The organism is Microbacterium sp. RURRCA19A (assembly GCF_900156455.1).
Classification (GTDB): Bacteria; Actinomycetota; Actinomycetes; order Actinomycetales; family Microbacteriaceae; genus Microbacterium.
In genome coordinates, this window is sequence record NZ_FTNQ01000001.1 from 289,104 (window position 1) to 315,279 (window position 26,176).

The window sequence follows — 26,176 nt, forward strand, 5'->3', positions numbered from 1 at the left end:
CGATGCGGCAGAACCCGAGCTTCGCGATGACCGACGTCGGAGAGATCCGGCGACTCATCGAGCACAATCCCTGGGTCACGCTCGTCGCCTCGACCCCTGACGGCCTGGTCGCTTCGCACTACGCCGTGCTGCTCGACGACGACCGCGACGACCTCACGATCGTGGGGCACGTCGGCAAGCCCGACGACGCGATCCTCGGGCTCGGCGACGGCGAGCTACTCGTCGTCGTGCAGGGACCGCACGGGTACATCACGCCCCGGTGGTACGGCGACGGCCCCGCCGTTCCGACCTGGAACTTCGTCTCGGCGCACCTCAGTGGCATCCCGGAGATCCTCACTCCGGAGGAGAACCTGCGCGTGCTCGACCGGTTGGTGGAGCGGTTCGAGGGGGAGGACGGACGCGGGCTCCACCGCCCCCCGAACGACGCCGCGTTCGTCGATCGGCTCGCCGCGGGCACGGTCGGTTTCCGTCTGACCCCGACCCGCGTGGTCGGCAAGCGGAAGCTCAGCCAGAACCGTCCCGCCGAGGTCGTCGACACGATCATCGGGGGGCTGTCCGACGGCCCCTCCGCGAACCCGGCCCTGGCCGCCGAGATGCAGCGCGCCGCCGAGGCGCGACGCCGCGCATGATCGGCGAGAACGCGGACTTCGTGCGGGCCGTGCGCGTCGCGGGGCCCGGACGGGAGTTCCTGCCGACGCCCGACGAGCCCGTCGACCTCGTGCTCGCCGGTGGGCGCATCCTCGACATCGCCCCCACGGGCAACCTGCGTCCGCGCGGGCGCGTGGTGGACGGCGACGGCGGATGGCTGCTCCCGGGGCTGTGGGACCACCACGTGCACGTCGTGCAGTGGGCGCTCACGGCCGGCCGCGTCGCGCTCGGCGGCGTCGGATCGGCGCGCGAGGCCGCGACACGGATGTCGGGCATCGCGGCGAGCGACGACCGTCGCATCGGAGTCGGGTTCCGCGACGGGCTGTGGCCCGACGAGCCGACGCTCGCCCTGTTGGATGCCACGACCGGCGAAGTCCCGACCTACCTCGTGAACGCCGACGTGCACAGCGTGTGGATGAACTCCGCCGCGTTCCGGCGCGAGGGCTTCGAGCCGACGGCATCCGGTGTCCTGCGCGAAGAGGATGCGTTCGAGATCTCGCGTCGGCTGAACGCGGTCGACGCCGAGCGGGGCGATCGCGCCGTCGAGCGGATGGCGCGCGCCGCCGCGGCGCGGGGACTCGTCGGGCTCGTCGACCTCGACATGACGTGGAACGACGAACCGTGGCAGCGGCGCGTCGCCCGGGGCTTCGACGCGCTGCGGGTGTCGTACGGCACATACCCGCAGGACCTCGACCGCGCGATCGCCGAGGGCCTCCGCACCGGCGACCCCGTGCGAGGGGCTACCACCGACCTCGTGCGGGTGGGGCCGCTCAAGGCCATCACCGACGGCTCGCTGGGCACACGCACCGCCGCGTGCGCCCACCACTACCCGGGCGAGGTCGACAACCACGGGCTGCTGACCATCCCGCCCGACGAGCTCGTCGACCTCATGACGCGCGCGACCGCGGCGGGCGTGGAGTGCGCGATCCACGCGATCGGCGACGTCGCGAACGCGCACGCCCTCGACGCGTACGCGCTCACCGGTGCCGTCGGCACGATCGAGCACGCGCAGCTGGTCGCCCACGCCGACATCCCGCGCTTCGCGCGGCTGGGGGTGTCCGCGAGCGTGCAGCCCGAGCACGCACTCGACGATCGCGACATGACGGATGCCATCTGGGCCCAGCAGTCCGCCCAGCCGTACCCGCTGAGAGCCCTCGCCGACAGCGGCGCGAACCTCCTCTTCGGGTCCGACGCCCCGGTGGCGCCTCTCGACCCGTGGGCGGCGATCGCCTCCGCGGTGTTCCGCACGCGCGACGGTCGTGACGCGTGGCAGCCGCACCAGCGGGTCGACATCGACACCGCGATCGCGGCATCCACCGCCGGCGGCTCCACCTCTCCGTCGGAGATCGCCCCCGGTGCCCGCGCGGACCTGGTGATCGTCGAGGCGGATCCGCGCACCGCCGACGAGCAGGCCCTGCGCGCGATGTCCGTGCGCACGACGCTGCTCGCCGGCCGCGTCACGCACGCGTCCTGACGCCTTCCACGGGAAAGGGGGCGACGCCGAAGCGCCGCCCCCTTCTCAGAATCCGAGACTCAGGCCGCGAGGTGCGCGAAGAGGAACCAGCGGTCCTTGTCCAGGCCGCGCTTGATCTCGATCGCGACGTCCTGGCTGGTGAGGTCGGTCTCGTCGAGACCGTCGATCGCGGTCTGGATGTCGACCAGCACGGCGTCGATGTCGGCGATCACGGCGTTGATGATGACGTCGGACTGCGCGAATCCGGCGGGGACCGCGGTCTCCTTGGCCTTCGCCGCCACGGTCGCGAGACGCGAGTCGACCGGCAGGCCGAGGGCGACGATGCGCTCCGCGGCGAGGTCGGCCCAGTCCTGCGCGTGCGCGACGACGGAGTCGAGCAGCTCGTGCACGCCGATGAAGTTGGCGCCGCGGACGTGCCAGTGGGCCTGCTTGCCGTTGACGACGAGGGCTTCGAGGCCGAGGACGATCGGCGAGAGGAACTGCGCGGTGCTGGAGGCCATGGTCGAGTCGACGGTGGTGGCGGCGGGCGTCTGAACGGTGCTCATGAGATCTCCTGGATGTTGTGCCGAAGTCGTTCTGACAGCAACGCTACTCACGCCGGAACATTCCGCAAGCAAGATGAGGCTCGGCTAAATCCCTGATAGATAGGCAATCCTCACCTCATCTCAGCCGGTATTCTCGCGACATGACGATCGCCTCCGACGCCTCCGTGCTCGCCCTTACCGACGCCTCACCCGACGTGCACGAGACCGCATTCGTGGCATCCGGGGCCCGAGTGATCGGCGCGGTCACGCTGAGCGAGGGATCGAGCGTCTGGTACAACGCCGTCGTGCGCGGCGACAGTGCCGCGATCGCACTGGGCCCGCGCAGCAACCTGCAGGACAACGTCTCGGTGCATGTCGACCGCGGCCGTCCCGTGACGATCGGCGCCGACGTGTCGGTGGGACACAACGCCGTCGTGCACGGCTGCACGATCGGGGACGGGTCCCTGATCGGCATGGGGAGCGTCGTCCTGTCGGGCGCCGAGATCGGCCCCGGATGCCTCGTGGCCGGGGGAGCGGTCGTGCTCGAGGGCACCGTGGTCCCGGAGGGATCGCTCGTCGCCGGGGTTCCCGCCAAGGTGCGGCGCGCGTTGACGCCGGAGGAACGGGAAGGCATCCTGCGGAACGCGCAGACGTACCTCGCGCATGTCGAGCGGCACGCCTCCGCCGCGCCCGCCGACTGATGCAGGCACCGGGCCGCCCGGCCGGAACCGGTCAGGATGCGGCGGGCACCTCGTCGACATAGATCGGCTCGGTGCCGACCGAGATCCTGGATGTGCCCGGAGCGAGCGGTGCTCCCACCGCCTCACCGGTCAACGATGAGACGGTCGTGCGATAGCCGGACCGCGCCGTGACGGAAACGGTGGCCGCACCGGTGGTGGTGTCCGCGTACGGCGCATCGCGCCAAAGGATGCGTCGTTGGGTTCCGGTGCCATCGACGAAGGTGTACATCCACACGTCGGAGCCGAGCGATTGGCGGGAGCTGAAGCGATAGCCCTCGAGCTGCCGCATCAGGTATCCCGCGGCGGCGGCACTCTGCTTCGGTTGGAAGGCCGCGACCGTGTCGGTCGGTTGGCGGTACAGCCCGAAGTTGTCTTCGGTCTCATCCGGCCGGCTGCCGTCGTCGACGCCGTCGTACCAGACCGTCTGCACCACGGCCGGGTTCGACCGCAGCCCGGCGAAGATCTTCACCAGCGCGGTCGCCGCCTGCTCTTCGGTCTGCACCCTCGCGATGTTGCCGCTGCGGGCCGTCGAGGTGGTGTTCGAGACACCGATCTCGCTCACGATGATCGGTTTGGACACCCCGCCGTTGCGTCTCTTCACCAGCGCGTCCAAAGCGGTGACGCCGGCGAGCGTGGTGTCGAGGTCGCGGGCGTACCCGTGGGTCGAAAGCATGTCGCAGTACCGCAGTCCACCGGCGTCGATGAAATCGGTGAACCAGGGCAGGGGAGTGCCGGAGGTGTTCCCCGCGACGATCTTCACCTGCGGGTGGCGTGCCTTGACGCCCTTGTACACGGCCTTGACGAGCGTCGCATAGCAGTCACCGCTCTGACAGTCGCTCGTGTTGCGCTGCGGGCGATTGAACTCGTTCCACACCTCGACCTTGTCGATCTGCGGGTCCGCGTCGAGGACGGTGTTGATGTAGTCGACGTAGCCCTGACGCCCCTCGGGCGTGGTGGGGGGAGAAAGATTCTCCTTCATGTCGTCGGGGTACGCGACGGGGTTCCCGTACCCGGCGACGAACAGCATCTTCATCCCGTTGTCCTGGGTGACGGTGTGCAGATCCTCCGCGTGCGGCGGGATCGCCCGTTCGCCGCGCACGCGCTCGACGCTCATCCACGACGTCTCGTCGCGAACCTCGCGGAACCCGAGACCTCGCAGCAACGACGCGGTGGCGTCGACGGGCCAGGTCCCGGCGGCGAAGGACGACTTGCCCCAGTGGGTCGCGACGGAGAAGAACCGGTCGGTCGCGTCCGGGGCCGGGTTGACAAGGAAGTTCACGCTGAGGGTGTCACGATCGTCGGCGAGATCGAGAGTGTAGAACCCGTCGGCGGGTACGGGGGGATCGAGCGCGGCGTCAGGGCCGCCGGAGGCCTGGCCGGTTGCGATCTGCTCCCCGGAGCGGGAACGAAGCGTCCACGTGACGGCGCCGTGCGAGTTGCCGAGCACGATCCGGACATCGGATGCCGATGAGAACAGCAGTGACGGACTGGTCACCGACAGGGGACCCGGGCCGGACCGCAGGACCAGTAGGACCGCGGTGGCCGAGATGGCCACCAGCGCGACCACGAGGATGATGACCACGGTTCGCCTCGCCCTCAATGATCGCGCCACGGAACCCCTCTCGTCGGCGTCACGATAACCCAGCGACATGACGGTCACATGTCCGTTCCCTACGGCGCAGGTCAGAACTGCGCGGAGACGTCTCGACGCACGAGCCGCGGCACCACCTGCACGAGCACGACCATGCCGACCAGCTCGACGAGCGTCTGCGTCACGATCGCGGCGGCGGCGAGAGAGAGCGGCTCCGGCAGGGCCAGCGCCAGGGGCAACACGACGAGGGAGTTGCGCGTGGCGCCCGAGAACACCGTGGCGCGGGAAGTCGCGGCGTCCTGTCGGAACACGCGGGCGACCAGGATGGCGAGCATCGGTGCGACCACGAGGAAGACGACGTAGAGGGGGACGACGGGGAGCAGCGCGCCCGCGTGCGCGCGGACCGTCTCGATCTGCGCGCCGAAGATCACCGCGAGGGTGAGTGCGAGGAGCGGCACCATGGCGGCATCCATCGTCCGTTCGACGACCCGGGCCGCACGGAACCGGCGGGCGGCCGTCTGCATCACGGCCGCGAGACCCATCGGGAGCGCGATGAAGAGCAGGAACGCGACGACGAACGGTTCGATCTCGACCGTGTCGAGGATCGCCGGCCCCGCGAAGAGACCGAGATAGACGGGCAGCAGTGCCAGCTGCGCGAGCATGAGCACCGGGGACACGGCCAGCAGGCGGGATGCCTCGCCGCCCGCCAGGCGGGTGAAAACGACCACGTAGTCGATGCAGGGCGTGAGAAGGACCAGCAGGACGCCCACGAGGAGAGCGCGATCGTGGGTGACGAAGCGCGACAGCCCGAACACCAAGACGGGTACCAGCAGGAAGTTCAGGACGAGAACCGCGCCGAGGAATCGCACGTCCTTCAGGGCGCGCCCGATCGTCGCGAACGGGACCGCCAGGAACGTCGCGAACAGCAGCACCATCAACGCGGGAGTGACCAGCACCTCCAGGAACGCCGAGCTCCACGGCGCCAGGAGACCGATCACGGCGCCCGCCATCATCGCCCCGATGTAGACCGGGATCTGCCAGCGGTTCACCCACGCGATCATCGGGACGAGCCTACGGTCACACGGAACGCGGGCGCCGCTCGTCGTGGTGAGCGAGCCCTCGCGTAGCGTGGAGGGACACCCCGACCGCACGCGTCGTCGTGCGCGCCGGGGAGCACTCGCCCGTCGACCGAAGGATCATCCCCCCGTGATCATCGCCATCAGCACCGCCGTCCCCCTGCTCCTGGCGGGACTACTCGTCCAATGGGCGGCCTACCGGTCCGCGCGAGGGACGTTGCCCCTGAACTTCTGGATCGGCATCAGGACGAGCGCGACCCTGCGCTCCGAGGACGCGTGGCGCACGGGTCACGCGGCGGCCGCCGTACCGATCTCGGTCGGGGGCGTCGGGCTCATCGTCGCGGCCGCCGCGGCGTTGTTCCTCGGCGAACAGGCGATCGTCGCCGCGATGTTCGGCTGCGCGTGGATCGTCGTCTGGCTCATCGTCGCGTCCGACGTCGCGGGGAAGGCCGCCGCGACGGTCGGGGAAGATCCCGCGCGCAGCTGAACGAGAAGTGGAGGGGATGACGGGAATCGAACCCGCACCATCAGTTTGGAAGACTGAGGCTCTACCATTGAGCTACATCCCCGCGGCGGCGAACCGCAGCGTCGACCACTCTACTTCACGTCCGCCGGTGTCACCGACACCCGCGTCGCCGGAACAGGGGATGTGACCGCAACAGGACGATCGGTGAGCCGGCAGGCCTGTTCTCGGACGATCGCCTGTTCTCGCGTGTCGCCGCGCCCCGTATCTCGCGCTCGTTCCCCGGGTCATGGCATCCGGACGACTCTCAGACCGGCCCCCTCACCTCGATCGACTAGACTTCCAGGGGTCGTTTCGTCGAACGCGTCCTGCGCGTCGCCCCGGGGCGTAGCTCAGCTTGGTAGAGCGCCCGCTTTGGGAGCGGGAGGCCGCAGGTTCAAATCCTGTCGCCCCGACGCAACGGCCCCACAGACCACAGGCCTAGCCGGCCCCCGCGTGCGCGCGGGCCACACGAGGAGAACACACCGCATGGTCAACAGCACCGTCGAGAAGCTCAGCCCGACCCGGGTCAAGCTCCACATCACGGTCTCGCCCGAAGAGCTCAAGCCGAGCATCGCGCACGCCTACGAGCACATCGCGCAGGACGTGCAGATCCCCGGCTTCCGCAAGGGCAAGGTGCCCGCGCCGATCATCGACCAGCGCATCGGCCGCGGCGCCGTCATCGAGCACGCCGTCAACGAGGGTCTCGACGGGTTCTACCGCCAGGCCGTCGAAGACCAGGAGCTCCGCGTCATCGGCCGTCCGAGCGCCGAGATCGTCGAGGTTCCCGACATCAAGGACTTCTCGGGCGATCTGATCGTCGACGTCGAGGTCGACGTCCGCCCCGAGTTCGACCTGCCCGCGTACGACAGCATCACGGTCACCGTCGACGCCGTCGAGACCGACGACGCGGCCGTGGACGCCGAGCTCGACCGCCTGCGCGCCCGCTTCGGCACGCTCGTGACGGTCGACCGTCCCGCCGCCAAGGGCGACTTCGTCGAGCTCGACCTCGTCGCCACGATCGACGGCAACGAGATCGACCGCGCCGAGGGCGTGTCCTACGAGGTCGGCTCCGGCGAGCTGCTCGAGGGCATCGACGAGGCGATCGACTCGCTCACCGCCGACGAGCAGACCACGTTCCGCTCGAAGCTGGTCGGTGGCGAGCACGCCGGCGAAGAGGCCGAGGTCTCCGTCACGATCACGGCCGTCAAGGAGCGCGAGCTGCCCGACGCCGACGACGACTTCGCCCAGATGGCATCCGAGTTCGACACGATCGCCGAGCTGCGCGAGTCACTCGTGGAGCGCGTGTCGCAGCAGTCGGTGTTCACGCAGGGTGCCGCCGCGCGCGACAAGTTCGTCGAGGCTCTCATCGAGGCCATCGAGATCCCCGTGCCGCCGCAGCTCATCGAGGACGAGGTGCACACGCACCTCGAGGGCGAGAACCGTCTCGAGGACGACGTGCACCGCGCCGAGGTCACCGAGGCGAGCGAGAAGCAGTTCCGCACCCAGATGATCCTCGACAAGATCGCCGAAGACGCCAACGTCCAGGTCTCGCAGGACGAGCTGACGCAGTACCTCATCCAGTCGGCCGCGCAGTACGGCATGGCTCCGCAGGACTTCGTCAACGCGCTGCAGCAGGGCAACCAGCTGCCCGCCATGGTCGGCGAGGTCGCCCGTAACAAGGCTCTCGCGATCGCGCTCGGCAAGGTCACCGTCGTCGACACCAACGGCAAGCCCGTCGATCTGACCGGTTTCGTCGCCGTCGAGGGCGAAGAGCCCACCGACGCCGAGGAAGAGGTCGTCGAAGAGGCGCAGGAGATCGCCGACGCCGCCGCGGACGCGGACGCCGTCGTCGAGGCCGAGGAGGCTCCCGCCGAGGAGGCGCCGAAGAAGGCGCCCGCCAAGAAGCGCGCTCCCGCGAAGAAGAAGGCCGCCGACAGCGAGTAAGACGCGCCCGGTTCGCGAACAGGGGGTGGATGCCATGGCATCCACCCCCTGTTTTCGTCACTGCCTCGGCGACTGAGTGTCCAAGACACGCCGATCCGATGAGCGCCGAACGGCGTGTCTTGGACACTGAACTGATCGCGGCCGACGCACATGCCGCACAGCACAAGACCGGGGAGGACAGACATGGACGACTGGCAGGACCGCGTCGACGCGGTGTGGGACGACGAGAGCCTGACCGACGAGCAGGTCGTCGAACGGATCGACGCGCTGGCCGGCGAGCGGCCCGAGGACGACGCCGTCGCCCTCTTCGAACGCGCCGGCGCCCGAGACTCCGCGGGGCTCGAAGCCGAGGCCGAGCTGCTCTACCGTCGCGCGCTCGACGGCGGTCTCGACGACGAGCGTCGCACCCGCGCGACGATCCAGCTGGCCAGCACGATCCGCAATCTCGGAAAGGTCGACGAAGCGCTGGCGATGCTCCGCGCGGAGTACGAGACCGAGCCCCGAGGCCCGCTCCACGACGAAGCCGCGGCCTTCTACGCCCTCGCGCTGGTGTCGTCGGGAGAGGCCGCGCGGGCGGCATCCATTGCTCTCGAGACCCTCGCTCCGCACCTGTCGCGGTACACCCGGTCGGTGACCGGCTACGCCCGCGAGATCGCGGACGGACACGCCTGATCCGCCCGCGGCGAACACGGCGACCCGCCCCGAACCGCGCCGGTAGATTCGTTGCAGATCACCGGAAGAGGAGCACCAATGCCCGAACCCCTTATGGCAACGAGCGTCTTCGACAGGCTGCTGAAGGACCGCATCATCTGGCTCGGTTCGGAGGTGCGTGACGAGAACGCCAACGAGATCTGCGCCAAGATCCTGCTGCTCGCCGCAGAGGACTCGCAGAAGGACATCTACCTCTACATCAACTCGCCCGGCGGCTCGATCACGGCCGGCATGGCGATCTACGACACCATGCAGTTCGTGCCGAACGACATCGTCACCGTCGGCATCGGCATGGCCGCGTCGATGGGTCAGCTGCTGCTGACCAGCGGCACCAAGGGCAAGCGTTACATCACGCCCAACGCACGCGTGCTGCTGCACCAGCCCCACGGCGGCTTCGGCGGTACCGCGAGCGACATCCAGACGCAGGCGCAGCTCATCCTGTCGATGAAGAAGCGCCTCGCCGAGATCACCGCCGCACAGACCGGCAAGAGCGTCGAGCAGATCAACGCCGACGGTGACCGCGACCGCTGGTTCACCGCCGACGAGGCCCTCGAGTACGGCTTCGTCGACCACATCCGCGAGCACGCGACCGACGTCGCCGGCGGCGGCGGGACCGCGGCCTGAGGCCGAGGGCGAGAGGAAAGGACACCGCAATGCACACTCCCACCTTCGGCGGCGGCGCCGCGCACATGCCGAGCAGCCGCTACATCCTGCCCCAGTTCGAGGAGCGGACGGCCTACGGCTACAAGCGCCAGGATCCGTACAACAAGCTCTTCGAGGACCGCGTCATCTTCCTGGGCGTCCAGGTCGACGACGCCTCGGCCGATGACGTGATGGCCCAGCTGCTCGTGCTCGAGTCCCAGGACCCCGACCGCGACATCATCATGTACATCAACTCGCCCGGCGGCTCGTTCACGGCCATGACCGCGATCTACGACACGATGCAGTACGTGTCGCCCCAGATCCAGACGGTCGTGCTCGGCCAGGCGGCCTCGGCGGCGTCGGTCCTCCTGGCGGCGGGTGCCCCCGGCAAGCGGCTCGCGCTGCCGAACGCCCGTATCCTGATCCACCAGCCCGCCGTGGGCGAGTCCGGCCACGGTCAGGCGTCGGACATCGAGATCCAGGCGGCCGAGATCCTGCGCATGCGCACGTGGCTCGAAGAGACCATGGCCCGTCACACCGGCCAGGACGTCGCGAAGGTCAACAAGGACATCGACCGCGACAAGATCCTCTCGGCGCAGGAGGCGATGGACTACGGCATCGTCGACCAGGTGCTCACGACCCGTAAGCGCGTCCCGGCGGCCCTGACCGCCTGATCGCTTCTCGACGATGCCCCGCCGGCCCTCCGCCGGCGGGGCATCGTCACGTCCGGGTGCCGCGGTCCGGGGGCGAGTCGCCGGGGCGGGGGAGAGTGATGCCGGGGCCTCCGGCGAGGGGCGCGTGTCCGCCCGTGGCGATCACAGCGGCGGCACTCGCGCAAATGCCCTCGAATGTCGCGGGCAGCGGTTAGGCTCAAAGTCACTCGGGCGAGTGGCCGGGGATAGGGAGGCACGGGCATGGCACGCATCGGGGAGAGCGCCGATCTGTTCAAATGCTCCTTCTGCGGCAAGAGTCAGAAGCAGGTGCAGCAGCTGATCGCCGGTCCGGGCGTGTACATCTGCGACGAGTGCGTCGAGCTGTGCAACGAGATCATCGAAGAGCGCATGGCCGAGGCCTCGTCCGGCGAGGTCGCCGACTTCGACCTGCCGAAGCCCCGCGAGATCTTCGGGTTCCTCGAGGAGTACGTGGTCGGACAGGAGCCGGCGAAGCGCGCTCTCGCCGTCGCCGTCTACAACCACTACAAGCGTGTGCGTGCCCACGGCACCCTGCAGCCGGCCGAGGCGCGGGCCGAGGAGATCGACATCGCCAAGAGCAACATCCTGCTCCTGGGGCCGACCGGCTGCGGCAAGACCTACCTGGCCCAGACCCTCGCGAAGCGGCTCAACGTCCCGTTCGCGGTCGCGGATGCCACGGCCCTCACCGAGGCCGGCTACGTCGGTGAAGACGTCGAGAACATCCTGCTGAAGCTTCTCCAGGCCGCCGACTTCGACGTCAAGCGCGCCGAGACCGGCATCATCTACATCGACGAGGTCGACAAGATCGCGCGCAAGGCCGAGAACCCGTCGATCACGCGCGACGTCTCGGGCGAGGGCGTGCAGCAGGCGCTGCTGAAGATCCTGGAGGGAACGGTCGCCTCCGTCCCGCCCCAGGGCGGCCGGAAGCACCCGCACCAGGAGTTCATCCAGATCGACACGACGAACGTGCTGTTCATCGTGGCCGGCGCGTTCGCCGGGCTGGAGGAGATCATCTCGTCCCGCGTCGGAAAGCACGGCGTCGGCTTCGGCGCACCGCTGCAGCGCAAAGAAGACGCGCCCGACCTCTTCAGCGAGGTTCTGCCCGAAGACCTCCACAAGTTCGGCCTCATCCCCGAGTTCATCGGTCGCCTGCCGGTCGTGGCATCCGTGTCGCCGCTGGATCAGGACGCGCTGATGGAGATCCTCACGGCACCGCGCAACGCACTGGTCAAGCAGTACCAGCGCATGTTCGAACTCGACGGCGTTCAGCTCGAGTTCGAGGAAGACGCATTGCGTGCGATCGCCGACCTCGCGGTTGCGCGGAAGACCGGTGCGCGTGGTCTGCGGGCGATCCTCGAAGACGTGCTGGGCCCGGTGATGTTCGATATCCCCTCCGCCGAGGACGTGGCGAAGGTCGTGATCACTCGCGCCTCCGTCGAGGACGACTCCCCGGCGACCCTGGTGTTGGCCCAGAAGCGCAAGAGCGCCTGAGAGGCACGGGTGACGGCGATCCGATGATGCGTCGCCGGCTCGCCGTCATCATTGCGGTCGGGCTCGTGTCGTGCGGCATCGTCGCTGTCGCGGCCGTCTTCCTGCTCCGTAGTGCCACGGGTCTCTTCGATACGGTCGATCAGGCGATCGCCGACTCGGCGGACGGCGAGGTCCTCGCCGCCCGCGCCGTGCGCGACACCGCGGACGACCTCACGTCGTCGCTCGGTTACGTCCAGAGATCGGTGGATGCCGAGACTCGCGCCGCGACGATGTTCACGGCGTCGACGGGCGCCGTCATCGTGACACCTGTCGTGTGGAGCGGGGGCGGTTCCTCCGATGGTCCCGCGATCGTCGATGTGCGGATCGACGCCGAGATCGCCGCGGTCGAGGGAGCCCTGTGGGCGAAGGGCAACTCCTCGGGGTCTGCCGCGGGCTGCTACCGGTTCACCATCCCGGTCGGCGCGTACGCGCGGTCGGAGCCCATCGACTGCCCCGCCGCGGCCGCCCCCGCAGAGCCTCCGGTCACAACGACGCCGGCCGTGCTGCCCGCCGACGCCGAGGAGCGCGTCCGTGCCGCCCTGGCAGCAGGCGACGCCTCCGTCGACTCCGTCCGGGCCGCTTTCCCCGAGCCGTCCGTCACGGTCGAGGTGACCACGACGGACGCCGGTGAGACCGTGGCCGCGGTCGGAGTTCCGGCCTCGCGTGACTGCGTCGTGCTCGTGCGGCGCTCCGACGGAGTCATCGACCCGGTCGATTTCCGCCGCATCTCACTGGAACCCGGCGAAGCCGGGTGCTCGACGACGCTCTACACGAACCCGCCGTTCTGATGCCGCCGCGGGTCAGCCGGTGAGGCCCCGCCGCTCCAGCAGGGGCTGGATCTCGGCATCCCGTCCACGGAAGTCGCGGTAGGCCGCGAGCGGGTCGCCCGCCCCGCCGACGCCGAGCAGACGCCGGCGGAACCGGTCGCCGTTCTCGCGCGTCAGGCCGCCGTTCTCGCGGAACCACTCGACGGTGTCGGCGTCGAGCACCTCGCTCCAGATGTAGGAGTAGTACCCGGCGCTGTAGCCGCCCGAGAAGACGTGCGCGAAGTACGTCGAGGCGTAGCGCGTCGGAACAGCGGGGTTGTCGAGGCCGATGTCGGCGAGGGCCGCCGCTTCGAACGCGGCGACGTCGATCTCCGACGACGCCTCTTCGACGCCGAGTCCGTGCCAGGCCTGATCGATCCAGGATGCCGCGAGGTACTCGCTCGTGGCGAAGCCCTGGTTGAAGGCTTCCGACGCGTGCAGCCGCTCGACGACGTCGGCGGGCAGCGGCTCCCCGGTCTCGTGGTGCCGCGCGTAGTTCGCGAGGATCTCGGGCCAGAAGATCCACATCTCGTTGACCTGGCTGGGGAACTCCACGAAGTCGCGGTACACCGCGGTGCCGGCGAAATGCGGATAGGTGACGGTGGCGAAGAGACCGTGGAGCGCGTGGCCGAACTCGTGGAACAACGTGGTGACCTCGTCGAGAGTCAGCAGCGTCGGGGTGCCCGGCGCGGGCTTGTTGACGTTGAGGTTGTTGACCACGACGGGAGCGGTGCCGCGCACGCTCGACTGAGTGACGATCGAGTTCATCCACGCGCCGCCGCGCTTGGTGTCGCGCGTGTACAGGTCGAGCAGGAACAACCCGAGCTCACTGCCGTCGGCGTTGTGCACCTCGAACACGCGCACCTCGGGGTGGTATCCCTGCAGGTCGTGGCGCTCGGAGATCCGGATGCCGTAGAGGTGTTCCGCGGCCGCGAAGACGCCGTCGCGCAGCACGCGCTCGGCTTCGAACCACGGGCGCAGCGCCGAACGATCGAGGTCGTACTTCTCCGCGCGCACCTTCTCGGTGTAGAACGCCCAGTCGTGCGCCTCGAGCCGGATGCCGTCGTCATCGGCGATCCGCTGCAGCGCCTCCTGCTCGGCCCGGGCGTTCCGTGCCGCGGGGGCGGCGAGCCGACGGAGCAGGTCGTGGACGGCGGCGGGGGTTCCGGCGGTCTGGTCGGCGAGGACGGCCGCGGCGTGCGAGGGGTATCCGAGCAGCGCGGCGCGCTCCGCACGCAGCCGGACGATCTCGCGGAGCGTCCCACGGTTGTCGTGCACGTTGCCGCGGGTGCCGCGGGCGCGCGAGGCCTCGAGCAGCCGGCGGCGGCTCTCGCGGTTCGTCAACGACGCCAGGTACGGGTGGCCCGTGTACAACGTCAGGGTCAGCACGTAGCGTCCGTCGAGCCCGCGCTCGGTCGCCGCCTGCGCGGCAGCCGACAGCTCTCCGTCGGAGAGTCCGTCGAGCTCGGCGGCATCGTCGAACACCACCGCGAGGTCGTTCGTGTCGGCGAGGAGGTTCTTCTCGAAGGTCGTCGTGAGCACCGAGAGCCGCTGGTTCAGGGCGGTGAGACGCTGCTTCTCATCGGGTGCGAGTCCCGCTCCCGCGAGCGACATCTCACGAAACCGGCGCTCGACGAGATAGCGGCTCTCGGCATCCAGATCGAGGTCGTCGAGGGCGTCGTGCACCGCGCTCACGCGCGCGAACAGCGCGGCGTCGAGCTGGATAGCATCGCCGTGGGCCGACATGAGCGGCGCGAGCTCTTCTTCGATCGCCTGGATCTCGGGGGTGCCGTCGGCTCCGGTGACCGTGTAGAACGTGCGGGCCACGCGGTCGAGCAGCTCGCCGCTGCGCTCCAGCGCGACGAGGGTGTTCTCGAACGTCGCGGGCTCGCTCTGCGCCGTGATCGCGTCGACCTCGGCGCGCTGCGCCGCGAAGGCCGCGTCGAACGCGGGTCGGTAGTGCTCCGGCCGGATGCTGCCGTAGGGGGGCAGGTCGTAGGGGAGCGAGGGCGGCGCGAGGAGGGGATTGGTCACGGCATCCGTCATCGTTCCAGCGTAGTCAGCACGGCGACGACGCGGTGCAAAGAAACATTTGCATCGAACCACTTGCAAAGGTATCTTTGCACTTATGGGTTCCGAATCTCGCCCCGAGGGGCGCATCCTCGACGCCGGCGCTCTGCGCGCCCTGGCGCACCCCCTCCGCGTCCGGCTCTACGACCTGCTGAGCCAATACGGACCGCAGACGGCGAGCGGGCTCGCGGGGTTGACCGGGGAGTCCACGGGCGCGACCAGCTACCACCTGCGAGCCCTCGCGCAGCACGACCTCATCCGCGAGGTCCAGGGACGCGGCACGGCGCGAGAGCGCTGGTGGGAGCGACCCGCCGGGGCCGTGACCCTCGTCAATCCCGAGATGTCCACGACCCCGAGCGGACGGGCCGTGATGGAGGCCGTGCATTCGGAGACGCTGACCCTGCGACAGCAGCAGCTCATGACGTTCGTGACGCACGGATGGGACGACGATCAGGAATGGTTCGACAGGAGCCTGATCTCCACCGCGAGCGCGCGGCTCACCGTCGACCAGATGGCGGAACTCGCCGACCGGCTGCAGTCCGTCATCGCCGAGACCGTCGACCGCTACCGCGACCAGTCCGGCGACGACCTGCGCGTCGTGACGATGCGCGCCGATGTCTTCCCGCTCCCCGCCGAAGGAGGCACCCGGTGACCGCCCTCGCCGCACCCCTCGCCACGCCGACCACGTCCGAACGGATCCTTCTCGCGCTGTCGCGCGTGCTCGCCGACCATGCCCACGCGCGCATGCACGCGCGAGCGACACGCGCCGACGTCCGCTCTCAGAGGGATGCCGCCGTCGCCGCCGGGCAGCGGCTCGACTTCCAGGCCGAGGCCTACCTGCGCGCGCGCTGAGTGATGCGAGAAGGGCCGGGGATGTGGCATCCCCGGCCCTTCTCCGCCGCGTCAGGCGAACTCGTCCTCGTCGTCGTAGCGCACGACCACCTCACCCGAGGCGTCCTGCTCGACGATCACACCGGTGTCGAGCTCGGCGATCGGACGACCCTCGAGGAACGTCAGCGTCCAGCGCGGGGCGGGAGCGCTGAGCCCATCGGGATTCAGTGCCGCCTCGACGGCCGCGATCTGCGCGTGCAGCACCGCGGGCACGGCAGCCGGCGGCTGCTCGCGGGCGGTCCAGCGGGTTCCGAGCTGCATCAGGCCTCCTGGGGTGCGAACACGATGTCGGTGACGGCGGTGGTGTCGGCCTCGACGAACGTGATCGTCTCGATGCGGCCGACCGCGCGCAGGTCGCCTTCGGCCAGACGCAGGGCCTCGACGTGCGGACCCGACACGGTGAGCGAGGCGACCTGCGTCTTCTGCGAAGCCTTGGCCTCGGTCTTGGCGCGACGGATGCCGATGAGCGCTTCGCCCACGGCCGTCAGCACCACCGGGTCGCCCTCGATGCCGAGCGGCTCGGGCCACGCGGCCGTGTGGACCGAGCCCTCCTCGAACCACGACCACACCTCCTCGGCGGCGAACGAGAGCACCGGGGCGAACAGGCGGGTCAGGGTCGACAGCGCGGTGCGCAGCGCGAGCGCAGCGGACGCCTGGCCGGCGTCGGAGCGGTCGTAAGCGCGTTCCTTCACCAGCTCGAGGTAGTCGTCGCAGAACGTCCAGAAGAACGACTCGGTGATCTCCAGCGCGCGGGCGTGGTCGTAGGCCTCGAGCGCCGCGGTCGCGTCGGCGACGACCTTGTCGAGGGTCGTCAGCATCGAGGCATCCAGTGCGTGCGTCACCTCGGCGCCCTCCGGCACCGGGAACGACAGCACGAACTTGGCCGCGTTCAGCAGCTTGATCGCGAGGCGCCGCCCGATCTTGATCTGCGTCGGATTCTGCGGGTCGAACGCCGCGTCGGTGCCCAGACGGCTGGAGGCCGCCCAGTACCGCACCGCGTCGGATCCGTGCTGCTGCAGGATGTCGGCGGGGGTGACGACGTTGCCCTTCGACTTCGACATCTTCTTGCGGTCGGGGTCGACGATGAATCCCGAGATCGCCGCATCCGTCCACGGCGCACGGTCGTCTTCGAGGGCGCTGCGGAGCATCGTCGAGAACAGCCACGTGCGGATGATGTCCTGCCCCTGCGGGCGCAGGTCGAACGGCGCGACGAGGTTCCAGAGCTCGTCGTCGCGCTGCCAACCGCCGGCGAGCTGCGGCGTCAGCGACGACGTCGCCCAGGTGTCGAGGATGTCCTGCTCGGCGTCGAAACCGCCGGGCACGCCGCGCTGATCCTCGGTGTAGCCCGGGGGCACATCGGTGGTCGGGTCGACGGGGAGCGTCGCGAGATCGGGCGTGAGGACGCGGGAGTAGTCGCGCTCCCCGTTCTCGTCGAGGCCGTACCAGACCGGGATCGGCACGCCGAAGAAGCGCTGACGCGACACGAGCCAGTCGCCGGTGAGCCCGTTGGTCCAGTTCTCGAAGCGCACGCGCATGAAGTCCGGATGCCACGACATCTCGCGACCGAGCGAGATCAGGCGCTCGCGCAGCTCGGCATCCCGCGCGCCGTTGCGGATGTACCACTGGCGCGTCGACACGATCTCGAGCGGGCGGTCGCCCTTCTCGAAGAACTTCACCGGGTGCGTGAAGGGCTTCGGCGCGCCCTCCATCTCGCCGGACTCCTGGAGCAGCTCGACGATGCGCTTCTTGGCACTGAACACGGTCTTGCCCGCCAGCTCTGCATACGCCGCCTTCGCGGCATCCGTCACGATCACATCGGGCGCGTCGGCGATGATCCGACCGTCCTTGCCGATGATCGTCCGGTTGGGGAGGTCGAGTTCGCGCCACCAGATGATGTCGGTCACGTCACCGAACGTGCAGATCATGGCGATGCCCGACCCCTTGTCCTGCTGCGCGAGCGGGTGGGGGAGCACCGGCACCTCGACGTCGAACAGGGGCGTGCGCACCGTCGTGCCGAAGAGCGCCTGGTAGCGCTCGTCGTCGGGGTTGGCCACGAGCGCGACGCACGCGGCGAGCAGCTCGGGGCGCGTCGTCTCGATGAACACGTCACCGGAGCCGTCGGTCTTGTGGAACCCGAGGCGGTGGTAGGCGGCGGGCTGGTCGCGGTCCTCGAGCTCGGCCTGCGCGATGGCCGAGCGGAAGTCGACGTCCCACAGCGTCGGGGCGAGCGCCTGGTAGGCCTCGCCGCGTTCGACGTTGCGGAGGAACGCGAGCTGGCTCGTGCGCATCGCGGCATCCGAGATCGTGCGATACGTCTGACCCCAGTCGACGCTCAGGCCCAGCTCGCGCCACAGCGTCTCGAAGGCCTTCTCGTCCTCGACCGTGAGCGCCTCGCACAACTCGATGAAGTTGCGGCGGCTGATCGGCACCTGGTCGGCGGCCTTGCTGCTCTTGTTGTCGCCGCCCGAGAACGGGGGAGTGAAGTCGGGGTCGTACGGCAGAGTCGGGTCGCAGCGCACGCCGTAGTAGTTCTGGACGCGACGCTCGGTGGGCAGGCCGTTGTCGTCCCAGCCGATCGGGTAGAACACCGTCTTGCCGCGCATGCGCTCGAAGCGCACCTTCACGTCGGTGTGCGTGTAGCTGAAGACGTGCCCGATGTGGAGGCTTCCGGATGCCGTCGGCGGAGGAGTATCGACCGAGAAGACACCGGCGCGGCCCACCTCGGCGGCGCGGACCCGGTCGAAGACGTACGTGCCGCGGTCGGTCCACGCGGCATCCCATTTCTGCTCGAGGCCCTCCAGGGCGGGCTTGTCCGGAATCAGCGACATGGGTACTCCTCGAGCGATATAGGCGGCACCGTGTGAGCGTGCCTGACTGTGGAATGTCGCTCGAGTCTACCGGGCCGGGGTGGGGCGATTGGGTGGAGCGGCGCAGGGCGGCGGAGTCCGGCTCCTCAGTCCTGGACGTCGATGCCGAGGGCCCGCGCGAAGTCGGTCGCGGCGAGCTCGACCTGGCGGTGGGTCAGCGTGACGCCGCGCAGCGAGTCGGGTCGCCCGAAGGAAACCGCGTCGAGGCCCCGCAGGTCGGCGTGCTCGGCGCGCAGTCCGTCCGCGTCGACCTCGTCGGCACGGCATCCCTCGAACCGCACACGCGCGAGCTTCGCGAGCGGAAGGTCGAGCGTGCCGATCACGCAGTCCGCGACGAGGACGTCGCGCACCGTCGCGCCGCGCAGCGACAGGAAGTCGATCCGCACGCCGCGAATCTCGACGCTGTCGAGGTCGGCACCCGAGAGGTCCAGTGTGCCGACGCGTCCGCCGATCATCGCGACGTTGCGCCAACGCCCGTCGCGAGCCAGCAGTTCCGTGGCGCGCAGCGTCGCGAACTCGACGTCGGTCAGGGTGGCGCCGGTCAGGACCAGGGAGTCGACGGATGCCTCGGCGACCGAGCACTCCGCGAGCGTCGAGTGCGCGGCATCCACATGCCCCTCCAGCGAGACGATGCGGGCGGCGAACAGATCCGCCCGCGGTCCGAGCCCACCGACGTCATCGAACTCCCGAGGCAGGTCGGGCGCCGACACGCGGGGCGGCAACGGGCCGCGGGCGCGGACCACTCAGGCCTCGAGGGGTTCGGGTCGACGGCGCGACGCGGCCCACGCGGCCACCAGCGTCAGAACGGAGAGGATCGCGAGCACGACACCAGGATGCCACCACGCGAATGCCGTCTGCGCGCCGAGCGCCGTGGTCACCAGCGGGACGAAACCCGAGATGGTCGCGGCGATCGCGTACGTCAGCGACAGCGCGGAGTAGCGGAAGTGGTCGGGGAACAGGTCGCTCATGAGGCCCCCGAGCGCCGCCCACGACATCGTCGGGAGGATGCCGCCGATGATCATGGTCGCGACGAGGATCGGGAACGTGGCGAACTGCAGCAGGAAGTACATCGGGAACGTGATGAGCAGCGTGCCCAGCGCGCCCCAGGCGACGACCTTTGCGGAGCCGATGCGGTTCGCCCAGGCCCCGAACAGGGGGATCGTGACCAACTGCAGGAGTGCGCCGATCGTCGTGGCCACGAGCAGGTCCTGGAAGCTGAAGCCGAGCTGCGCGACGCCGTAGTTGATCGTGTACGTGTTCATGAGCGAGTACGACCCGATGCCCAGCAGCGCGGCACCGATCGCGATCACGACGGCGACGGGTCGGGCGCGGAACATCGTGAGCACCGGCAGCCGGTCACGGCGACCGGAGGCGACCACGTCTTCGAACACGGGCGTCTCGTCGATCGACCACCGCAGGTACAGCGAGACCAGAAGCAGCGGCAGCGCGAGGAGGAACGGGATGCGCCAGCCCCACGCGGCGAGCTGGTCGGCCGGCAGCGCGACGGTCATGACGATGAACACCGCGGCGGAGAGGATCGATCCGACGGGGGAGCCGAGCTGCGGGATCGCGGCGTAGAACGCCCGCTTGACGGGGCTCGAGTGCTCGGTCGCGAGCAGGATCGAGCCGCCCCATTCGCCGCCCAGCGACAGGCCCTGGGCGATGCGCAGCACCAGCAACAGCACGACGCCGAGCCATCCGGCCTGTGCGTACGTGGGAAGCGCGCCGATCAGGCCCGTGGCGACCCCCATGATCGCGACGGTCCACAGCAGCGTCGTGCGCCGACCGAGCCGGTCGCCCATGTGGCCGAAGATGATCGCACCGATCGGCCGGACGACGAATGCCAGCGCGATCGTCGAGAACGACGCGAGGGTCCCGCCGACCTCGCCGAGCGGAGCGAAGAACAGGGGGCCGACGAAGAAGGCGGCGAAGTACGCGTAGACGTAGAAGTCGAACGACTCGAGAGACGTGCCGATCATCGACGCCCAGGCGACGCGGCGCGTCGGGGCGGAGGAGGTCGGACGGGCAGCGGGAGGGGCAGAGGTCACGGGAGTCGATCTTGGCACGAGTCCAGAAACTCCCCGGCATCCGCGGACATTCCCCGGCCCGACCGCGGTGGCGTGGGGGACCGCGTAGAATGGCGGGATCAGCACCGATCCGGCCATCACCGGGGAGCTCTCGGAAGAACAGGGTCACCACCCTCAGTAGAACCGAGCGGGGCAGGCCCGTCACAGCCGCAGTGAGAGCGGCGCACACCCCGGTGGGCGCAATGCGGGGTGGTACCGCGGTCCGACCGGATCGTCCCTGCAGGTGGATCGCAACCTGCGGAGAGACATGACCTACCCTCGCCCCTCATCCTTCGGCCCGGCCGCCGATGCCGCGGCATCCGTCGTCCCCAGCCCCCGGTTCCCGGACATCGAGCGCGACACACTCGCGTTCTGGGACGCCGACGACACCTTCCGCGCGTCCATCGCGAACCGCGACGGCGCCGAGGAGTGGGTCTTCTACGACGGCCCGCCGTTCGCCAACGGCCTGCCGCACTACGGGCACCTGCTGACCGGGTACGCGAAGGACCTGTTCCCGCGCTTCCAGACGATGCGCGGCAAGAAGGTCGACCGCGTCTTCGGATGGGACACGCACGGCCTCCCGGCGGAGCTCGAGGCGATGAAGCAGCTCGGCATCACCGAGAAGGACGAGATCGAGCGCATGGGCGTCGCGGTCTTCAACGGCAAGGCCCGCGAGTCGGTGCTCGAGTACACCCGCGACTGGCAGGACTACGTCACCCGCCAGGCGCGCTGGGTCGACTTCGAGCGCGGCTACAAGACCCTCGACACGTCGTACATGGAGAGCGTCCTCTGGGCATTCAAGACCCTGCACGACAAGGGCCTCGCGTACGAGGGCTACCGCGTGCTGCCGTACTGCTGGCGCGACGAGACCCCGCTGTCGAGCCACGAGCTGCGCATGGACGACGACGTCTACAAGATGCGCCAGGACCCGTCGGTCACCGTGACGTTCCCGCTCGTGGGCGCGAAGGCCGAGGCGCTCGGGCTCACCGGCGTGCGGGCCCTCGCGTGGACGACCACGCCGTGGACCCTGCCGACGAACCTGGCCCTGGCGGTCGGTCCCGGCATCCGTTATGCCGTCGTTCCGGGCGGTCCGAACGGTGCCGCCGACGTGCACCGCGCGCCCGACGGCACACCCGACGAGGCGAGCGAGGCGTGGGCGCACCGCTACCTGTTGGCCGAAGACCTGCTGCCGGGCTACGCGAAAGACCTCGGGTACGAGTCGGTGGATGCCGCCCGCGTGGCCGTCGTGCAGACGATCACGGGCGCCGAGCTCGGCGGGGTGTCGTACGACCGCCTGTTCGACTACTACGCCGACGCCGAGGTGTGGGGCACGCAGGACGCGTGGAAGATCCTCGTCGACGACTACGTCACCGTCAGCGACGGCACCGGCATCGTTCACCAGGCCCCGGCCTACGGTGAGGACGACAAGCGCCTCGCGGATGCCGCGGGCCTGCCGACCATCATCTCGCTCGACGACGGCGGCCGGTTCCTGTCGGCCGTGACCGACGTCGCGGGGGAGCTGTGGATGGAGGCCAACCGCCCCCTGATCCGCCTGCTCACGCAGAGTGGGCGCCTGCTGCGCGAGGCGTCGTACGAGCACTCGTACCCGCACTGCTGGCGGTGCCGGAACCCCCTCATCTACAAGGCCGTGTCGAGCTGGTTCGTGCGGGTCACCGATTTCAAGGACCGCCTGCTCGACAACAACCAGCAGATCACCTGGGTGCCCGAGAACGTCAAGGACGGCCAGTTCGGCAAGTGGCTCGAGGGCGCGCGCGACTGGTCGATCAGCCGCAACCGCTATTGGGGCTCGCCGATCCCGGTGTGGAAGAGCGACGACCCGAACTTCCCGCGCGTCGACGTCTACGGCTCGCTCGCCGAGATGGAGGCCGACTTCGGCCGCCTGCCGCGCAACGCGGACGGCGAGGTGGACCTCCACCGTCCCTACATCGACGACCTGACGCGACCGAACCCCGACGACCCCACCGGCCGTTCCACGATGCGCCGCATCGAGGACGTGCTCGACGTGTGGTTCGACTCCGGCTCGATGCCGTTCGCGCAGGTGCACTATCCGTTCGAGAACCAGGAATGGTTCGACGAGCACTCGCCGGCGGACTTCATCGTCGAGTACATCGGGCAGACCCGCGGGTGGTTCTACCTGATGCATGTGCTCTCGACCGCACTGTTCGACCGCCCGGCGTTCACCGGTGTCTCGTGCCACGGCATCGTGCTCGGCAACGACGGGCAGAAGATGTCGAAGTCGCTGCGCAACTACCCCGACGTCCGCGAGGTGTTCGACCGCGACGGCTCGGATGCGATGCGCTGGTTCCTCATGTCCAGCTCGGTGCTGCGCGGCGGCAACCTCATCGTGACCGAGGAGGGCATCCGCTCGGGCGTCCGCGAGTTCCTCTTGCCGCTCTGGAACGCGTGGTACTTCTTCGCCACCTACGCGAATGCGTCGGGCGACGGGTACACCGCCGAGTGGCGCACCGACTCCACTGACGTGCTCGACCGCTACATCCTCGCCCTCACGGGTGACCTCGTGCGCGACGTCGCGGTCGACCTCGAGGGCCTCGACTCCACGACCGCGGCCGAGCGCCTCCGCGACTTCGCCGAGGTGCTGACGAACTGGTACATCCGCCGCTCGCGCGACCGCTTCTGGGTCGGTGTGACCGACGACCCGTCCAGCCGCGAGGCGTTCGACACGCTGTACACGGTGCTGGAGACGCTGACCCGCGTCGCCGCCCCGCTGCTCCCGCTCGTGACCGAGCGCGTCTGGCAGGGGCTCACCGGCGGCCGCAGCGTCCACCTGGAGGACTGGCCGGATGCCACGGCGTTCCCGGCCGCGGCCGACATCCGCACCGCGATGGACACCGTCCGCGAGGTCTCCAGCGTCGCCAACGCCCTCCGCAAGAAGGAGGGCAAGCGCGTGCGCCTGCCGCTGCCGCGTCTGACGGTCGTGACGCCGGATGCCGAGGGGCTGGCGCAGTTCGACGACATCCTGCGCGACGAGCTCAACGTCAAGGCCGTCGAGCAGGTCGCCCTCCAGGACGGCACCGCCGCGGAGTACGGCATCACCCACCGGCTGTCGGTGAACGCCCGCGCCGCCGGCCCGCGCCTGGGCAAGCAGGTGCAGCAGGCGATCAAGGCGGCCCGCGAGGGCGACTGGAGCGAGGTCGACGGCACGGTCGTGGCCGGGGGCATCCCTCTCGAACCCACCGAGTACGACCTCGTCGTCGAGACCGCCGGACGGCCCGACGGCGAGGCGCTCGCGGTGCTGTCGTCGGGCGGATTCGTGCTGCTCGACACCGTGACGACGCCGGAGCTCGAGGCCGAGGGCCTGGCGCGCGACATGATCCGCGGCATCCAGGACACCCGCAAGGCCGCCGGCTTCGACGTGAGCGACCGCATCGCGCTGACGCTCACCTTCGACGATCCCGCGGACGCTGCGGCGGTGGCCCAGGCGTTCGACCTGGCGGGAGTGGCATCCGAGACCCTCGCCGAGAGCGTCGTGCTCGCGAGCCGCACCGAGCGGCTCATCGCGCGCGGCGAAGCCCGCGCGCCGGAGTTCGAGAACGTGATCGCGGCGAAGACGTACGCGAACGTCGGTGCCGTGACCGTCGCCGTCGCCCGGATCGGAGCACCCGCATGAGCGACCGTTCCCGCGCCGACGCCGTGTACAGCGCCCTGCTCGAACGGCAGGGCGAGCAGTGGGTGCAGCCGCGCGTCGAGCGCACGCGCCGCGTGCTCGAGCTGCTCGACGACCCGCAGCGCACCTACCGCGTGATCCACGTGACGGGCACGAACGGCAAGACGTCGACGAGCCGCATCATCGAGAGCCTGCTGCGGTCGCTCGGCCTGCGGACCGGGCTGTTCACGAGTCCGCACCTCGAGCGGTTCACCGAGCGGATCCTCATCGACGGCGAGCCGGTGGCGGATGCCGCGGTGGCCGACGCCTGGGACGAGATCCAGCCCTTCGTTCAGATCGTCGATGCCGAGCTCGAAGCGTCCGGAGACGCGCCGCTGACCTTCTTCGAACTGCTCACCGTGCTCGCGTTCGTCGCGTGCGCGGACGCGCCCATCGACGTCCTCGTGCTCGAGGTCGGAATGGGCGGCGAGTGGGACTCGACGAACACCGCCGACGGCGACGTCGCGGTCTTCACCCCGATCGACATCGACCACACCGACCGCCTGGGGAACACGATCGCCGAGATCGCGACCGTCAAGGCCGGGATCATCAAGGAGGGTGCCGCGGTGGTCTCCGCCGCGCAACCCGAGGACGCGCGGCGCGCGATCCTCGCCCGCGCCGAGCGCATGCACGCGACCGTGGCGTTCGCGGGCGAGGCGTTCACCCTCGAGGCGCAGACGCTCGCCGTCGGCGGGCAGTTGCTGACGGTGCGCGGCATCGCCGGCACCTACTCCGAGCTCTACCTTCCGCTGTACGGCGCGCACCAGGGGGCGAACGCGGCCCTCGCGGTCGCCGCCGTCGAGTCGCTCATCGGGGGAGGAACGCAGCCTCTGAACGCCGAGATCGTCGCCGACGGCCTCGGGGCCGTCACCTCGCCGGGACGCCTCCAGCTCCTCGGCACCGCACCGACGGTGCTCGTCGACGCCGCGCACAACCCGCACGGAGCGCGCGCGCTGGTCGCCGCGCTCGATGAGGCGTTCGACATCGACGAATGGGGGGCGGTCGTCGGCATCCTGGCGGGGAAGGACACCGTCGGCATCGTCTCGACGCTCACCCCCGCCGTGGCGCGCGTCTTCGCGACCGCTCCCGACAGCGAACGCGCGGGGGATCCCGACGTCATCGCGGACGTGGCCGAGGCCGCGGACGTGCCCGTCACGGTGCACCCCACGCTCGAGGATGCGGCCGACGCCGCGCGGGCCTGGGCGTCCGAGTCCGATCGGCGCGCGGTCGTCATCGCGGGGTCGGTGGTACTCGCGGGCGAGGCGATCCGCCTCGCGGAGCTCGAGGACTGGAAGTCCGGGTGGCAGGGATGAGCCCGCGCGAGCGTCGCCCCCGACGCGTCCGCGGGGCCCAGGAGTCGCTCGGGGCCGTCGTCCTCGGCTTCGAGTCGATCGTCGTCTTCCTGGGCGGGCTCGTGGTCTACGGTCTGAAGGCGCTCCCGTGGGGCATCGAGCCGTGGTGGGGCATCGTGGGCGGCGTCGTGATGGCCGCGGCGATGGTCGCGACCTCGGGGCTGCTCCGTCATCGGTGGGCGATCATCGTCGGCTGGGCTCTGCAGGTGATCCTGGCGCTCGGTGGCATCCTCGTTCCCGCCCTCGCCGTCGTCGCTCTCATTTTCGGCGGTATGTGGGCGTATGCGACGATCAAGGGAGCGGCCCTCGACCGCGCCAACGCGCGGAGGGCCGCCGACCCCGACCTCTCGAACGGAGAATGA

23 protein-coding genes and 2 tRNA genes are annotated in these 26,176 nt (G+C 69.8%); 16 read left to right on the forward strand and 9 right to left on the reverse strand.

Features of this window, described 5'->3' with window-relative positions:
* The first annotated feature begins 2 nt into the window (after positions 1–2).
* Positions 3–629, forward strand: a complete 627-nt coding sequence (locus BW982_RS01410) for an FMN-binding negative transcriptional regulator (protein WP_076490319.1) — start codon at positions 3–5, stop codon at positions 627–629.
* Positions 626–2,122, forward strand: coding sequence for an amidohydrolase (locus tag BW982_RS01415; RefSeq protein ID WP_076490320.1), 1,497 nt, complete (start codon positions 626–628; stop codon positions 2,120–2,122). The genes BW982_RS01410 and BW982_RS01415 overlap by 4 nt, the downstream gene beginning before the upstream one ends.
* A gap of 59 nt (positions 2,123–2,181) precedes the next feature.
* Here the strand turns inward: BW982_RS01415 and BW982_RS01420 are convergent, their stop codons facing one another.
* Complete coding sequence (locus BW982_RS01420) at positions 2,182–2,667, reverse strand: Dps family protein (RefSeq protein ID WP_076490321.1); 486 nt, start codon at positions 2,665–2,667, stop codon at positions 2,182–2,184.
* 140 nt (positions 2,668–2,807) lie between these two features.
* Here BW982_RS01420 and BW982_RS01425 point away from each other — a divergent pair, with 140 nt between their 5' ends.
* Complete coding sequence (locus BW982_RS01425; RefSeq protein WP_076490322.1) at positions 2,808–3,347, forward strand: gamma carbonic anhydrase family protein; 540 nt, start codon at positions 2,808–2,810, stop codon at positions 3,345–3,347.
* Positions 3,348–3,378: 31 nt separating this feature from the next.
* Here BW982_RS01425 and BW982_RS01430 read toward each other — a convergent pair whose 3' ends face one another.
* Together BW982_RS01430 and BW982_RS01435 are read right to left on the reverse strand one after the other, a co-directional pair.
* Entirely contained in the window at positions 3,379–4,968 is a 1,590-nt protein-coding gene (locus tag BW982_RS01430; RefSeq protein ID WP_076490323.1) for a glycosyl hydrolase, read from the reverse strand.
* 101 nt (positions 4,969–5,069) lie between these two features.
* Complete coding sequence (locus BW982_RS01435) at positions 5,070–6,038, reverse strand: arsenic resistance protein (RefSeq protein ID WP_076490324.1); 969 nt, start codon at positions 6,036–6,038, stop codon at positions 5,070–5,072.
* Between the two features lie 145 nt (positions 6,039–6,183).
* Between BW982_RS01435 and BW982_RS01440 the strand changes: the two genes are divergently transcribed.
* Complete coding sequence (locus BW982_RS01440) at positions 6,184–6,540, forward strand: SdpI family protein (RefSeq protein WP_076490325.1); 357 nt, start codon at positions 6,184–6,186, stop codon at positions 6,538–6,540.
* 8 nt (positions 6,541–6,548) lie between these two features.
* Here the strand turns inward: BW982_RS01440 and BW982_RS01445 are convergent.
* Positions 6,549–6,622, reverse strand: a tRNA-Gly gene (locus BW982_RS01445).
* Between the two features lie 275 nt (positions 6,623–6,897).
* Here BW982_RS01445 and BW982_RS01450 point away from each other — a divergent pair.
* The 7 genes from BW982_RS01450 (at position 6,898) to BW982_RS17395 (ending at position 12,865) form a co-directional block, all read left to right on the forward strand.
* Positions 6,898–6,971, forward strand: a tRNA-Pro gene (locus BW982_RS01450).
* Positions 6,972–7,044: 73 nt separating this feature from the next.
* Positions 7,045–8,502 carry a trigger factor gene (tig, locus tag BW982_RS01455; protein ID WP_076490326.1) on the forward strand — a complete coding sequence of 486 codons (1,458 nt, stop codon included), beginning with the start codon at positions 7,045–7,047 and terminating at the stop codon, positions 8,500–8,502.
* A gap of 183 nt (positions 8,503–8,685) precedes the next feature.
* Positions 8,686–9,174, forward strand: coding sequence for a tetratricopeptide repeat protein (locus BW982_RS01460; protein ID WP_076490327.1), 489 nt, complete (start codon positions 8,686–8,688; stop codon positions 9,172–9,174).
* 78 nt (positions 9,175–9,252) lie between these two features.
* On the forward strand, positions 9,253–9,837 hold the full coding sequence (locus tag BW982_RS01465) for an ATP-dependent Clp protease proteolytic subunit (RefSeq protein ID WP_076490328.1): 585 nt from the start codon (positions 9,253–9,255) through the stop codon (positions 9,835–9,837).
* Positions 9,838–9,866: 29 nt separating this feature from the next.
* Positions 9,867–10,529: an ATP-dependent Clp protease proteolytic subunit gene (locus BW982_RS01470; RefSeq protein ID WP_076490329.1), complete on the forward strand. Its 663-nt coding sequence runs from the start codon at positions 9,867–9,869 to the stop codon at positions 10,527–10,529.
* A 240-nt stretch (positions 10,530–10,769) separates the two neighbouring features.
* Positions 10,770–12,038 carry an ATP-dependent Clp protease ATP-binding subunit ClpX gene (gene clpX / locus BW982_RS01475; RefSeq protein WP_076490330.1) on the forward strand — a complete coding sequence of 423 codons (1,269 nt, stop codon included), beginning with the start codon at positions 10,770–10,772 and terminating at the stop codon, positions 12,036–12,038.
* A 23-nt stretch (positions 12,039–12,061) separates the two neighbouring features.
* Entirely contained in the window at positions 12,062–12,865 is an 804-nt protein-coding gene (locus tag BW982_RS17395) for a hypothetical protein (RefSeq protein WP_083696474.1), read from the forward strand.
* Positions 12,866–12,877: 12 nt separating this feature from the next.
* On the opposite strand, the gene BW982_RS01485 is transcribed toward BW982_RS17395, so the two are convergent.
* The gene (locus BW982_RS01485) at positions 12,878–14,929 is read right to left on the reverse strand and encodes a M3 family metallopeptidase (RefSeq protein ID WP_076490331.1); all 2,052 of its coding nucleotides are present in this window, start codon (positions 14,927–14,929) and stop codon (positions 12,878–12,880) included.
* 82 nt (positions 14,930–15,011) lie between these two features.
* On the opposite strand from BW982_RS01485, the gene BW982_RS01490 reads away from it, so the two are divergent.
* Both BW982_RS01490 and BW982_RS01495 read left to right on the forward strand, forming a co-directional pair.
* The gene (locus BW982_RS01490) at positions 15,012–15,605 is read left to right on the forward strand and encodes a winged helix-turn-helix domain-containing protein (RefSeq protein ID WP_076490332.1); all 594 of its coding nucleotides are present in this window, start codon (positions 15,012–15,014) and stop codon (positions 15,603–15,605) included.
* Positions 15,602–15,805, forward strand: coding sequence for a hypothetical protein (locus BW982_RS01495; RefSeq protein ID WP_076490333.1), 204 nt, complete (start codon positions 15,602–15,604; stop codon positions 15,803–15,805). Before BW982_RS01490 ends, BW982_RS01495 begins: the two co-directional genes overlap by 4 nt.
* A gap of 51 nt (positions 15,806–15,856) precedes the next feature.
* Here BW982_RS01495 and BW982_RS01500 read toward each other — a convergent pair whose 3' ends face one another.
* The 4 genes from BW982_RS01500 to BW982_RS01515 form a co-directional block, all read right to left on the reverse strand.
* On the reverse strand, positions 15,857–16,105 hold the full coding sequence (locus tag BW982_RS01500) for a hypothetical protein (RefSeq protein WP_076490334.1): 249 nt from the start codon (positions 16,103–16,105) through the stop codon (positions 15,857–15,859).
* The gene (gene valS / locus BW982_RS01505) at positions 16,105–18,672 is read right to left on the reverse strand and encodes a valine--tRNA ligase (protein WP_076490335.1); all 2,568 of its coding nucleotides are present in this window, start codon (positions 18,670–18,672) and stop codon (positions 16,105–16,107) included. Before valS ends, BW982_RS01500 begins: the two co-directional genes overlap by 1 nt.
* 125 nt (positions 18,673–18,797) lie before the next feature.
* Positions 18,798–19,421, reverse strand: coding sequence for a pentapeptide repeat-containing protein (locus tag BW982_RS01510; RefSeq protein WP_254845506.1), 624 nt, complete (start codon positions 19,419–19,421; stop codon positions 18,798–18,800).
* Between the two features lie 33 nt (positions 19,422–19,454).
* Positions 19,455–20,759, reverse strand: a complete 1,305-nt coding sequence (locus tag BW982_RS01515; protein WP_254845507.1) for an MFS transporter — start codon at positions 20,757–20,759, stop codon at positions 19,455–19,457.
* Between the two features lie 286 nt (positions 20,760–21,045).
* Between BW982_RS01515 and ileS the strand changes: the two genes are divergently transcribed.
* The 3 genes from ileS to BW982_RS01530 are packed head-to-tail and all read left to right on the forward strand — an operon-like array spanning position 21,046 to position 26,176.
* Entirely contained in the window at positions 21,046–24,426 is a 3,381-nt protein-coding gene (ileS, locus tag BW982_RS01520; protein WP_076490338.1) for an isoleucine--tRNA ligase, read from the forward strand.
* Complete coding sequence (locus tag BW982_RS01525) at positions 24,423–25,775, forward strand: bifunctional folylpolyglutamate synthase/dihydrofolate synthase (RefSeq protein WP_076490339.1); 1,353 nt, start codon at positions 24,423–24,425, stop codon at positions 25,773–25,775. The genes ileS and BW982_RS01525 overlap by 4 nt, the downstream gene beginning before the upstream one ends.
* The gene (locus tag BW982_RS01530; RefSeq protein WP_076490340.1) at positions 25,772–26,176 is read left to right on the forward strand and encodes a DUF4233 domain-containing protein; all 405 of its coding nucleotides are present in this window, start codon (positions 25,772–25,774) and stop codon (positions 26,174–26,176) included. Before BW982_RS01525 ends, BW982_RS01530 begins: the two co-directional genes overlap by 4 nt.

What these genes read in the sequence shown, in the direction of transcription:
- BW982_RS01485 (WP_076490331.1), bottom strand. Translation starts at nt 14,929, where the DNA reads ATGACGGATGCCGTGACCAATCCCCTCCTCGCGCCGCCCTCGCTCCCC.
- BW982_RS01465 (WP_076490328.1), top strand. Translation starts at nt 9,253, where the DNA reads ATGCCCGAACCCCTTATGGCAACGAGCGTCTTCGACAGGCTGCTGAAG.
- ileS (WP_076490338.1), top strand. Translation starts at nt 21,046, where the DNA reads ATGACCTACCCTCGCCCCTCATCCTTCGGCCCGGCCGCCGATGCCGCG.
- BW982_RS01425 (WP_076490322.1), top strand. Translation starts at nt 2,808, where the DNA reads ATGACGATCGCCTCCGACGCCTCCGTGCTCGCCCTTACCGACGCCTCA.
- BW982_RS01410 (WP_076490319.1), top strand. Translation starts at nt 3, where the DNA reads ATGCGGCAGAACCCGAGCTTCGCGATGACCGACGTCGGAGAGATCCGG.
- BW982_RS01435 (WP_076490324.1), bottom strand. Translation starts at nt 6,038, where the DNA reads ATGATCGCGTGGGTGAACCGCTGGCAGATCCCGGTCTACATCGGGGCG.
- BW982_RS01530 (WP_076490340.1), top strand. Translation starts at nt 25,772, where the DNA reads ATGAGCCCGCGCGAGCGTCGCCCCCGACGCGTCCGCGGGGCCCAGGAG.
- BW982_RS01420 (WP_076490321.1), bottom strand. Translation starts at nt 2,667, where the DNA reads ATGAGCACCGTTCAGACGCCCGCCGCCACCACCGTCGACTCGACCATG.
- BW982_RS01460 (WP_076490327.1), top strand. Translation starts at nt 8,686, where the DNA reads ATGGACGACTGGCAGGACCGCGTCGACGCGGTGTGGGACGACGAGAGC.
- BW982_RS01470 (WP_076490329.1), top strand. Translation starts at nt 9,867, where the DNA reads ATGCACACTCCCACCTTCGGCGGCGGCGCCGCGCACATGCCGAGCAGC.
- BW982_RS01500 (WP_076490334.1), bottom strand. Translation starts at nt 16,105, where the DNA reads ATGCAGCTCGGAACCCGCTGGACCGCCCGCGAGCAGCCGCCGGCTGCC.
- BW982_RS17395 (WP_083696474.1), top strand. Translation starts at nt 12,062, where the DNA reads ATGATGCGTCGCCGGCTCGCCGTCATCATTGCGGTCGGGCTCGTGTCG.
- BW982_RS01525 (WP_076490339.1), top strand. Translation starts at nt 24,423, where the DNA reads ATGAGCGACCGTTCCCGCGCCGACGCCGTGTACAGCGCCCTGCTCGAA.
- valS (WP_076490335.1), bottom strand. Translation starts at nt 18,672, where the DNA reads ATGTCGCTGATTCCGGACAAGCCCGCCCTGGAGGGCCTCGAGCAGAAA.
- BW982_RS01415 (WP_076490320.1), top strand. Translation starts at nt 626, where the DNA reads ATGATCGGCGAGAACGCGGACTTCGTGCGGGCCGTGCGCGTCGCGGGG.
- clpX (WP_076490330.1), top strand. Translation starts at nt 10,770, where the DNA reads ATGGCACGCATCGGGGAGAGCGCCGATCTGTTCAAATGCTCCTTCTGC.
- tig (WP_076490326.1), top strand. Translation starts at nt 7,045, where the DNA reads ATGGTCAACAGCACCGTCGAGAAGCTCAGCCCGACCCGGGTCAAGCTC.
- BW982_RS01490 (WP_076490332.1), top strand. Translation starts at nt 15,012, where the DNA reads ATGGGTTCCGAATCTCGCCCCGAGGGGCGCATCCTCGACGCCGGCGCT.